Source organism: Catenulispora yoronensis, assembly GCF_039531695.1.
Classification (GTDB): Bacteria; Actinomycetota; Actinomycetes; order Streptomycetales; family Catenulisporaceae; genus Catenulispora; species Catenulispora yoronensis.
The window spans coordinates 1-10,062 of record NZ_BAAAQN010000119.1 but is presented as its reverse complement, the minus strand read 5'-3'; the positions used below and the strand labels follow the sequence as shown (position 1 = coordinate 10,062).

Here is a 10,062-nt window from a genome sequence, read left to right as displayed (position 1 = left end):
AGTTCATCTCCTTCCTGAAGACCGATCATGCCGGTGTGCTGGCCAGTATCCGTGAGACCGGTCAGCTGGCCGATGACACGGTGGTGGCGTTCAAGGACGCCGTCGCGACCTTCAAGCGCAGCTTCGAACTCGGCGACGGCACCCTACTCGCCGACCAGGACAAGGTCGAGGCCCTCGATAAGGAGGAAGTCGGCCAGACACGCATCACCAAGCACGTCAAGGCACGATGACGGCCGGCTACCGCGCGGGCTGCCTGCTACCGCAGGGTCAGGCAGCTACCGCATGGTCAGCCAGCTACCGCAGGATCAGGCAGCTAGCGCGTGGCCAGCCAGCTAGCGCGCGGTCTGCCCGCTACCGCGTGGTGAGCCGGTAAGGAATAGTGCAGATGACAACATCAGTACTGGCCCGCAACACCGCCGCCAGCAGCAGACCACGCTGATTCTGCAGAATCCGGTACCGCCACCGGCGGGGCTGAACCTCCACGATCAGCACCGCGATCTGCCGATTCCCCTGTGCCGCCCGGCGGACATAGCCGACCATCGGGTGGACCAGCGACCGGTGCGGACTCTCCAACGTGTCGAGCCGCACGCCCGGATTCCAACGCTCCCAGGCGGTGCGGAACCGCGAGCACTCCTCGGTGTCCGGCCAGACGCTGACGGCGACCACGTCGTCGGCCAGGGACCGGGCAGCGAGCAGGGCGTGCTCGGTCAGTTTGCTGATGCTTCCGACCGGCACGATCACCAAGCTCCTGGCCGGGGTCGGCACCGTCGGCGGCCCGGACAGGTCCAGTTCGCGGCCGACCAGCGTGTAGTAGTTCTGGATCCGGGCGAACAGCAGCATCAGCGCCGGCACGGCCACCACCACGACCCACGCCCCGGCGGCGAACTTGGTCGCGACGAACACCATCGCCGCGACCGCGGTCAGGGCGGCACCGGTGCCGTTGAGCGCAGCGCGCAACCGCCAGCGCGGCGGACGCTCGCCGTACCAGTGCCGGACCAGCCCGGTCTGGCTGATCGTGAACCCGATGAACACCCCGATCGCATAGAGCGGGATCAGCCGGTCGGTGGCCGCGTGCACGGCGGTCAGGAGCAGCCCGGCTAGTAGCGCCAGGGCGACCACGCCGTACCGGTACACCGGACGCTCGGCCCGCAGCCCGAAGAGATGAGGCAGACGGTCGTCCCGCGACAGCAGGCTCATCAGCACCGGCAGTCCGCCGAAGCTGGTGTTCGCGGCCAAGGCCAGGATCAGCGTGACAATAATGTTGGTCGCGTAGTAGACCCAGCCGGTCCCGAACGAGCCCGCGGTGAGCTGCGCCAACACTGTGACGCCACCGCGCGGGGCCACGTGCTGCCGGTGGATCAGGACCGACAGTCCGACCAGCATCGTCGCCAGCAAAGCGCCGAGCATCAACTCGGTGCGCTGAGCCCGCCTGGCCCGCGGCTCGCGGAAGGTCGGGACCCCGTTGGCGATGGCCTCGATCCCGGTCAGGGCCGAGCAGCCGGCGGCGAAGGCCTTCAGGACCAGCAGCAGGCTCAGCGCCTCCGCCGCGTGGACCGGCACGGCCGTGCCCACGACCGCCACCGGATGCGATCGGGTGAGTCCGACGCCGATCACCGCGAAGACCGCTCCGAGGAACAGCAGCATCGGCAGCATGAAGACGCGGGCGCTCTCGGCGACACCCCACAGGTTGACGCCCGCGATCACGACGAGCCCGAGCAGGGCCAGGCCGAGGATGTGCGCGGCCAGAGACGGGAACACCGAGGCCAGGCTCGCCGCGCCGGCGGCCAGGCTCACCGCGACGGTCAGGACGTAGTCGACCACCAGGCTCGCCGCGGCCAGCAAACTGACGGTGGCGCCCAGATCCTTCTTGCCCACCGCGTAGGCGCCGCCGCCGTCCGGGTGCACCGCGATGACCTGGCAGTAGGAGACGACCAGCACCGCCAGCAGTCCGGTGATGGCCAGGGTGACCGGCAGCGTCAAGCGGAGCGCCGCCGTGCCCGCCGTCGCCAGGACCAGGAGCATGGCTTCGGGGCCGTACGCCACCGAGCTCAGCGCGTCCAGGGACAACGCGGCCAAGCCGCCGAAGCTTGTCAGATGATCCTTTTTACCCTCGCCGTGTCGAAGCGGAACGCGCGGCACGACTTTTCTCGGGGCTGCCCCGTAACCCATGGCGGATCCCTGCTGTCGACGACCGGGCTGTCAGGGACCGCCGTTACGGCGCGCCCAGCAGATCGGAAGCGGACGTCGTCCCTTCGGCGACTTCCCGCGCCACGTCGGACAAGCGCAGGTTGCGACGGCGGGCATGGCCGCGCAGAAGCTCGAACGCCTCGTCGACACTGATGCCGCGGCGTTCGGCCAGCACGCCCTTCGCCTGCTCGATGACGATGCGGCTGTTCAAGGCGCTTTGCAGCTGCGCGGCGAGCAGGTCGGCCTGGTACAGGCCGCGCTGGGCCAGGATCCCGATGGTCGCCACGTCGCCCAGCGCCTGGCCGACGCGGACGTCGTCGTCGGCCAGCACGCGGTTCTCGGTGCTGAACAGGTTCAGGGCCCCGATGATCGTCTGCCGCAGGCGCAGCGGCAGGGCGTGCACCGCCACGAACCCCGAGCGCCGCGCGGCCTCGGCGAACTGCGGCCAGCGCTCGGCGTTGGCGTCCAGATCCGCGTTGATCACGGGCTCGCCGCTGCGGCAGCAGTCGACGCAGGGACCGGCGTCGGTCTGCAGCTCGAACAGCTCCACCAGGCGGGCGTTCTCGGTGGAGGCCGCCGCGGCGTGCAGGTGCCCGCGCTGGTCGATGAGCATGATGCCGGCGGCGTCCACGTCCAGGAGCTGCACGCAGCGCTCGGCAAGGGTGAGCAGGAAGTCGATGACGTCGAAGTCGTCGACGAGGGTGTCGGCGACCTCGACGAACGTCTCGACGAGCTGTCGTTCACGGGTCACGCTCATTCCTCCAAAGTAGACCTTGCTGACCTTGCTGACCTTGCTGACCTTGTCTTCGGGTTCGCGGACGCGATCAGGGCTCGCACCGTCGGACGCCATCACCGCTCCGGCTCGTCGAAGCGCAGTCGGCGGGCCACCACGTCGGCGGCCACGTCGGCGAGCAGGCGATCGGCGGCCCAGGCGTGGGCCCGGAGCCGGACCAGGGCCTCGGCCAGGCTCACCCCGAGCTGCACGCTGATCATCCCGGTCGCCTGGTGCACCTCGGCGCGATAGGTCACCGGCTGGGCCCAGCCGGGGCAGGGCTGGTCCGCGCCGTCGGGCGGGGGCCACTGCCGGTCCAGCAGCGCGAGCGTGACCGCGTCGGCCAGCGCGAGCGCGTCCGTGAGCTGGCCGGGGGTCAGGGGGCCGGGGACGGTCCGGTGCACGAGCATCGTGCCGACGGCGATCACCCCGATCCGCAGCGGGAACACGAACACCGCGCGGGCCCCGAGGTCCATCGCGGCCGGGGCGAACGCCGGCCAGCGGACCAGGTCGCCGGCCAGATCCGAGGCCAGAACCGGGATCCCGGCCGCCGCGACCTCCCGGCTGGGCCCCTCGCCGAGCGTGAACTGCAGGTCCTCCAGCCCGGTGCTGACCGGCTCACCGCCCCAGACCAGCACCTTCCCGGCGGCCCCGGTACCGAGCCCGGCACAGATGCCGTCGGCGCCCACGATCACGGCCACCGTCGCGGAGGCCAGATGCGCCAGGCCGTCGGCACCGTCGGCCGAACCGCGGTTCAGCTGCGCCAGAACCATCGCCATCCGGTCGCTCACCACGTCGGCACCGCCTTCCCGCTGTGCACCGAACGTCCCCGGACTTCGACAACGGTAGCCCTCGCCCACCGGCCCCGAGGGCTACCGCGCCGAATCAGTGGCGCAGGCTCCGCCGGCGGGACGAACCGATGCCCCGATGGCCGGTCGCCAGGTCCACGACGAACAGCAGCGCGACGGCTCCGCACAGCGCGGTGATCCACGTGGAGATGTTGAAGAAGCCCTGCAGATTGGTGACGTGGAAGACCCGCGAGGCCACCCACCCGCCGAGCAGCGCCCCGGCGATGCCGATCAGGGTCGTGACGACGACCCCGTGCGAGCTGTTCATGATCCGGTCGGCGATCAGACCGACGACCAAGCCGAGCACGATCCAGGCAATGACGCCCATGTGAAAGCACCTACTTCTGCCGGCCGCCCGTGAGACCCGCGAGCGCGGGCCGGGCCGTTGGCCGATGTCGGGTCCCGGGTACCCGGGACACCGATTCCAAACCGGAGAGGGTGTGGTGGGGAGGCCGGGGCCGGGGCCGGGAGGCCGGAGGCTTGGCCGCACGCCGCGTTGCGCGGGTGGGGCCGATGGCCCGACCTGTTGTCGATCTTGTAGGGCGCGTGGGACTCGAACCCACAACCCACGGGTTAAAAGCCCGCTACTCTGCCAGTTGAGCTAGCGCCCCGCACACGCCAGGCGTGTGTCGCGTACCAGGGTAGCGGGTCGGTCGTCGTTAGCAGAACCGGTTACGCCGCTGTCCACTACTCGAACACAAGCGCGTTCGAGTGTGAGTGTCCGGGCGCGAGGGTGCGGGCGGCCGGGGGCCGCTGGCCCGGGGCCCGGCTTACACGCAGACGCCGTCCGATTCGCGGTAGCCCACTGGTTCGAGTTGGAAGGTCGAGTGCTCGACGTCGAAGTGGCCGTGCAGGCATTCGCGCAGGGTGTTCAGGGTGGTGCCGGTGCGTTCGCCGTCGAGGACGCGGGGTTCGACCACGATGTGGGCGGACAGGACCGGTAGGCCGGAGGTGATGGTCCAGGCGTGCAGGTCGTGGACGTCGGTGACGCCGTCGGTGGCGCGCAGGTGGCGGCGGACGTCGGACAGGTCGATACCCTTGGGGGTGCCTTCCAGCAGCACGTTGACGGCCTCGCGGAGCAGGAGCCAGGTGCGGGGCAGGATCATGGCGCCGATCAGGATCGAGGCCAGGGGGTCCCAGCCGGGCCAGGCGGTGAGGCGGATCAGGAGCGCGGCGACGACGACCGCCACCGAGCCGAGCATGTCGGCCAGGACCTCCATGTAGGCGCCGCGGATGTTGAGGCTCTCGTCCTTGCCGCGGCGCAGCAGGAGCAGGCCGCCGAGGTTCACGGCCAGGCCGATGGCGGCGATGACGAGCATGGTGCCGCCGGCCACCTCGACCGGCTCGTCGAAGCGGAGCACGGCCTTGTAGGTCACCCACACGGCGACGGCGAACAGCAGTATGGCGTTGGCCGCGGCGGCGAGGATCTCCAGGCGGTAGTACCCGAACGTGCGTTCCGGGTCGGCCGGGCGGGCCGCGTAGCGGATCGCGACCAGGGCCATGGCGACGCCGAAGACGTCGGTGGCGGTGTGGCCGGCGTCGGCGAGCAGCGCCAGGGAGTGGGACAGCACGCCGCCGACGATCTGCAGCAGGAGGATCGCCGCCGAGGTGGCGACCACCACTCGCAGCCGCGCCGCGTGCCGGGACCCGGCGGAGGCCCCGAGCGTGCCGTGGTCGTGTCCCGCGCCCATCAGCTCACCTCGCCGTCGTCCCGGTTACCCCCCCAGGGTACCTCTCGGGTAACCATTTTGGCTCCCGCCTGATCGTGCTCTATGCTTCAACTCGTCCCCGACGGACGGATGGACGTTGAGGGCAGACCAGCCCCCATCGTCTAGAGGCCTAGGACGCCGCCCTTTCAAGGCGGTAACACGGGTTCGAATCCCGTTGGGGGTACGCAGATCCAGCAAGGCAAAGCGGTTAGGCACCGCGGCGGTAATCCGATATGCTCTACCAAGCGATCGGGAACCGGGCCAAACCGGGGAAGCGATGGCAGGACAGATAGAAGCAGTACAGGCAGGACAAGTACACAAGGTCCCGTGGAGCAGCTAGGAGTGCTCGTCACCCTGTCAAGGTGAAGGTCGCGGGTTCAAATCCCGTCGGGACCGCATCCGAGAAGCCGCCGCAAGGCGGCTTTTCTGCTTTGCTCGGGCGAATGCCCCCGATCTCGCGACTTCCGTAGCTGTTCGGCCCAGCCCCCGGAACGGCATGATCGCCTCGGTCGTTCACTTTTCGAAGGCCCGCATCGAGGGAAACGGGGAGCCATGCGCTTCATCCTGAACATCATCTGGCTGGTGCTGTCCGGATTCTGGATGGCGCTCGGCTACGTCGTGGCCGGCATCATCTGCTGCGTCCTGATCATCACCATCCCCTTCGGCATCGCCTCCTTCCGGATAGCGGGCTTCGCCCTGTGGCCCTTCGGCCGCACCGTGGTCTCCAAGCCCACCTCCGGCGCCTTCTCCTTCCTCGGCAACATCATCTGGTTCATCGTCGCCGGCATCTGGCTGGCCATCGGCCACGCCATGACCGGCATCCTGCTCTGCCTCACGATCATCGGCATCCCGTTCGGGATCGCGAACTTCAAGATGATCCCGATCTCGCTCGCCCCGCTCGGCAAGGACATCGTCTCCACCGACGACCCCATGTACCGGTACGGCTACCGCTGAGCCGGCGGCGGCCCGCCCCACCCCGCCCCGTCGTTCCCCCGCCCCTCCCACCGTCTCGCAGAAGCCGGTGGGAGGCACCCCCCGCCATCCGGTATGCTGTTCCAGGTGTTCGGGCGACCGGGCACATAACAAGTGGGGCCAGGTAGCTCAGTTGGTACGAGCGTCCGCCTGAAAAGCGGAAGGTCGCCGGTTCGACCCCGGCCCTGGCCACTGGAAACACGAATTCGAACCCCGTCGGGCGACCGGCGGGGTTCTTTCGTTTCCGGGCGGCCCGGCAGGAAAATGAGTACCCTTGGCGACCGAACTCAACGTGGGGGTGTGCGCATGCGGCGGGCGATGGTGGTGACGGTGTCGAACCGCGCGTCGAGTGGGGTGTACCAGGACACCACCGGGCCGATCATCGTCGAGCGGTTGACCGGGATGGGGCTGGCGGTCTCCGGGCCGGAGGTGGTGCCGGACGGGCCGCCGGTCGAGGTGGTGCTGCGGCGGATGCTGTCGGTCGGCTACGACGTCATCGTCACCACCGGCGGGACCGGGATCTCGCCGACGGATCGGACGCCGGACATGACGCGGCGGGTGCTGGACTACGAGGTGCCGGGCATCTCCGAGGCGATCCGGCTGGAGGGACTGGCGAAGGTGCCGGCGGCCGCGTTGTCGCGGGCCACGGCCGGGGTCGCCGGGCGGACGCTGATCATCAATCTGCCGGGGTCGCCCGGCGGGGTGCGGGACGGGCTCGCCGTCATCGAGCGCTGGCTCGCGCACGCGCTGAGCCAGTTGCAGGGGGGCGACCACTGAACCGCCCCGCCGGGTGGGGGGCCGCTTGGCCGGCGGTCCTGAGCGACGGACCGGTGCGGCTGCGGCCGCTGGCGCTGTCGGACGCGCCGGCGTGGCGGGAGTTGAAGGACCGGAACCGGAGCTGGCTGGCGCGGTGGGAGGCCACGGTGCCGCCCGGCGACACCGGCGGGCGCATCACGTTCCGACAGATGGTGCGGCGCCTGCGGGCCGAGGCGCTGGCCGGGCGGATGCTGCCGTTCGCCATCGAGTACGCCGAGCCGGTCGACGGCTCGGAGGCCACCGAGCGGATACGCGGGCGGGTCGGCGAGCACGGGACCGGGTACGGGACCGGGCACGCAGCCGAACACGGGGCCGAACACCCCGCCGGGGACGGTCCGGTCGGCACCGGCACCGGCGCCGGCCCCGCGGAGCCCGGACGGCGGCCGCGGCGCCCCGCCAAGCCCGTCCACCGCCTCGTCGGCCAGCTCACCGTCTCCAGCATCACGTGGGGCTCGCTGCGGTCGGCGAACATCGGGTACTGGGTCGACGAGGCCGTCGCCGGGCGTGGGGTCACGCCGACGGCGGTGGCGCTGGCCGTCGACCACTGCTTCGGGCCGGCCGCATTGCACCGGGTGGAGGTGTGCATCCGCCCGGAGAACGCCGCGAGCCTGCGGGTCGTGCACAAGCTCGGATTCCGGCCGGAGGGGCTGCGGCGCGCTTACCTGCACATCGACGGCGGGTGGCGGGATCATGAGACGTTCGCCCTGACCGCCGAGGACGTCCCCGAGGGGCTGCTGACCCGGTGGCACGTCACTCGTTCGAGGAGTCGCGCTGCTCCGAGCGGGTGACATTTGGGATAGAGCATGCTTATGGGGGAACAGCGGACACCTTAGAGTGATCCACTGGCCCCTTCTGTCACAACAGTCTCGTCACAACCTCAACGACACGCCGACAGAATGCGCCTTGATGATCGTCGGCCCCTCTACTGTGCTGAATGTGAGCAGCAGCGGCCTCATCTACGCGGGAATCGTCGGCGCCTGGGCCGTGTACCTCGTCCCAGTGTGGCTGCGCAGGGAAGAACAACTGAACGAGGCGCGGGAAAAGGCGCGGTACGCCGCCGCCATCCGCACCCTGGGACGCAGTGAGCGCTTTGAGAAGAAGGTGCTCGCCGAGGAGGCGCTGGCCGCCACCGGGACCGACGGCGCCCCGCCGCCGCGCGCGGGCGACGACCGCTCGGGGACGCAGACCCCGGCACCGGCGCCGATCGCCACTCCGGCCAAGCGGCCCCGCAAGGCCGCGCCGGGCGCGACTCCGGCTGTCACAGCCGCGCAGAGCACTGCGCAAAACAATCCGCAGGACACCCCGCAGTCCTCCGAGGACCGCGACGGCCGTTCCGCGACGCCGTCCCTCCCGAAGGCCAAGCCGTCCCCGGCCGCCCAGGCGCGCACCACCGTCACGGCGCACCTGCCGCACCACCACAGCCGTCCGACCGCGAAGCCGTCCCCCGCGGCCACGGCGGCCCGCCGCCGCAACGTGCTGCTGATGCGCCGCCGCCGGGTCGTCGCCTTCCTGTTCACGCTGGCCACCTTCGGCGCGCTCGTCAGCGCCGTCATGGGCCTGTCGTACAGCTGGGCCATGGCCGCCCCGGCCGCCTTGTTCTCCGGCTACATCGTCTACATCCGCCGCGACGAGAAGCAGCGGACCCGCGAGCGCTACCGCCGCCGGCAGGCCGTCCTGGCCGCCGAGCGGCGCCGGGACCGGGAGCGGCAGCGCCAGGACCGCACGCCGGCCGGGCCGCGGGTGCCGGCCGCCCCCGAGGCGGTGCCGGCGGTCACCGAGCCCGACGGCTCGGTGTGGCGTCCGGTCGCGGCTCCGCAGGAGTACCGCAGGGCCGCCAACGGCTAGCGGCGGAAAACCGGTTTCGGAACGGCCTGGCCGATGTGATAGATTTCTGACTCGTTAGAGGGCCTGTGGCGCAGTCTGGTAGCGCACCTCGTTCGCATCGAGGGGGTCAGGAGTTCAAATCTCCTCAGGTCCACAACGAAGTCCCGATCGGATCACCGATCGGGACTTTTTGTTTCGCCGATCGAGGCACTCTCCCTCGAATCTCCTCGGATACCACTGACAGAGGGTGTCAGCGACCCCGGCCTACCGTCGGCGTCATGGCGGACAAAGATTTCGACTTCTTCCACGGACGCTGGCGCATGCGGACCCGCAAGCTGCGCGACGTCTTCGACCCGACCTGCACCGAGTGGGTCGAGCTCGACGGCGTCACCGAGGTCCGACCGGCCTTCGGCGGCGCCGGTAACGTGGAGACCACCACTCTGGGCACCGAACCGCCCCTCCAGGCGGTCACCGTACGCCTCCACGACGCCGAACAGGACCTGTGGCGGGTCTGGTACGTCTCGACCCGTGCGCCGGGCTACATGGGCCCCGCTGACGAGGGCCGGTTCGAGGACGGCCGCGGGGTGTTCATCTGCGAGGAGGAGCTCGGCGGCCGGCCCGGGTTGGTCCGGCACCAGTGGACCGCCCTGGACACCGGACGACCGCGCTGGGAGCAGGCGTTCTCGTTCGACAAAGGGCAGACCTGGGAGACCAACTACGTGAGCGAGCACGAGCCCTTGGAAGACTGAGTCGCACAGAGCTGGATAAACGAGCTCTGGATACACAGAGCTCTGGATACAGAGTCCTGAAAACGACTCAGGCCCCGAACCATACGGTTCGGGGCCTGAGTGCAAAGTTAGTCCGGCCGCGTCCTACTCTCCCACCAGGTCCCCCTGGCAGTACCATCGGCGCTGGCGGGCTTAGCTTCCGGGTT

The 10,062-nt window shown here is 70.1% G+C and carries 10 protein-coding genes, 5 tRNA genes, 1 rRNA gene and 1 pseudogene; 10 read left to right on the top strand and 7 right to left on the bottom strand.

Annotation, left to right across the window (positions count from 1 at the left end):
* A pseudogene (locus tag ABD481_RS46015) lies at positions 1–230 on the top strand (F0F1 ATP synthase subunit alpha); the annotation flags it as partial.
* A gap of 121 nt (positions 231–351) precedes the next feature.
* On the opposite strand, the gene ABD481_RS46010 reads toward ABD481_RS46015, so the two are convergent.
* From ABD481_RS46010 to ABD481_RS45985, 6 genes are all read right to left on the bottom strand, one after another.
* Positions 352–2,169 carry an APC family permease gene (locus ABD481_RS46010; RefSeq protein ID WP_425559434.1) on the bottom strand — a complete coding sequence of 606 codons (1,818 nt, stop codon included), beginning with the start codon at positions 2,167–2,169 and terminating at the stop codon, positions 352–354.
* A 43-nt stretch (positions 2,170–2,212) separates the two neighbouring features.
* Entirely contained in the window at positions 2,213–2,944 is a 732-nt protein-coding gene (locus ABD481_RS46005) for a GAF and ANTAR domain-containing protein (RefSeq protein WP_344672265.1), read from the bottom strand.
* A 92-nt stretch (positions 2,945–3,036) separates the two neighbouring features.
* On the bottom strand, positions 3,037–3,750 hold the full coding sequence (locus ABD481_RS46000) for a GAF and ANTAR domain-containing protein (protein ID WP_344672264.1): 714 nt from the start codon (positions 3,748–3,750) through the stop codon (positions 3,037–3,039).
* A gap of 94 nt (positions 3,751–3,844) precedes the next feature.
* The gene (locus tag ABD481_RS45995) at positions 3,845–4,135 is read right to left on the bottom strand and encodes a GlsB/YeaQ/YmgE family stress response membrane protein (RefSeq protein WP_344672263.1); all 291 of its coding nucleotides are present in this window, start codon (positions 4,133–4,135) and stop codon (positions 3,845–3,847) included.
* A gap of 210 nt (positions 4,136–4,345) precedes the next feature.
* Positions 4,346–4,418 (bottom strand) — tRNA-Lys (locus ABD481_RS45990).
* A gap of 159 nt (positions 4,419–4,577) precedes the next feature.
* The gene (locus tag ABD481_RS45985; RefSeq protein ID WP_344672262.1) at positions 4,578–5,498 is read right to left on the bottom strand and encodes a cation diffusion facilitator family transporter; all 921 of its coding nucleotides are present in this window, start codon (positions 5,496–5,498) and stop codon (positions 4,578–4,580) included.
* Positions 5,499–5,627: 129 nt separating this feature from the next.
* On the opposite strand from ABD481_RS45985, the gene ABD481_RS45980 reads away from it, so the two are divergent.
* The 9 genes from ABD481_RS45980 (at position 5,628) to ABD481_RS45940 (ending at position 9,877) form a co-directional block, all read left to right on the top strand.
* Positions 5,628–5,700 (top strand) — tRNA-Glu (locus ABD481_RS45980).
* 137 nt (positions 5,701–5,837) lie between these two features.
* Positions 5,838–5,912: transfer RNA gene (locus tag ABD481_RS45975), tRNA-Asp, on the top strand.
* Positions 5,913–6,068: 156 nt separating this feature from the next.
* On the top strand, positions 6,069–6,470 hold the full coding sequence (locus ABD481_RS45970; RefSeq protein WP_344672261.1) for a YccF domain-containing protein: 402 nt from the start codon (positions 6,069–6,071) through the stop codon (positions 6,468–6,470).
* Between the two features lie 136 nt (positions 6,471–6,606).
* Positions 6,607–6,680 (top strand) — tRNA-Phe (locus ABD481_RS45965).
* 114 nt (positions 6,681–6,794) lie between these two features.
* Positions 6,795–7,265: a MogA/MoaB family molybdenum cofactor biosynthesis protein gene (locus tag ABD481_RS45960; protein WP_344672260.1), complete on the top strand. Its 471-nt coding sequence runs from the start codon at positions 6,795–6,797 to the stop codon at positions 7,263–7,265.
* Positions 7,266–7,318: 53 nt separating this feature from the next.
* On the top strand, positions 7,319–8,092 hold the full coding sequence (locus ABD481_RS45955) for a GNAT family N-acetyltransferase (RefSeq protein WP_344672259.1): 774 nt from the start codon (positions 7,319–7,321) through the stop codon (positions 8,090–8,092).
* Positions 8,093–8,240: 148 nt separating this feature from the next.
* Positions 8,241–9,149, top strand: a complete 909-nt coding sequence (locus ABD481_RS45950; RefSeq protein WP_344672258.1) for a hypothetical protein — start codon at positions 8,241–8,243, stop codon at positions 9,147–9,149.
* Positions 9,150–9,208: 59 nt separating this feature from the next.
* Positions 9,209–9,282, top strand: a tRNA-Ala gene (locus ABD481_RS45945).
* Between the two features lie 124 nt (positions 9,283–9,406).
* A complete protein-coding gene (locus tag ABD481_RS45940) occupies positions 9,407–9,877 on the top strand; it encodes a hypothetical protein (protein ID WP_344672257.1) in 471 nt (156 codons plus the stop codon).
* 110 nt (positions 9,878–9,987) lie between these two features.
* Here ABD481_RS45940 and rrf read toward each other — a convergent pair.
* Positions 9,988–10,062 (bottom strand): 5S ribosomal RNA (gene rrf / locus ABD481_RS45935); the annotation flags it as partial.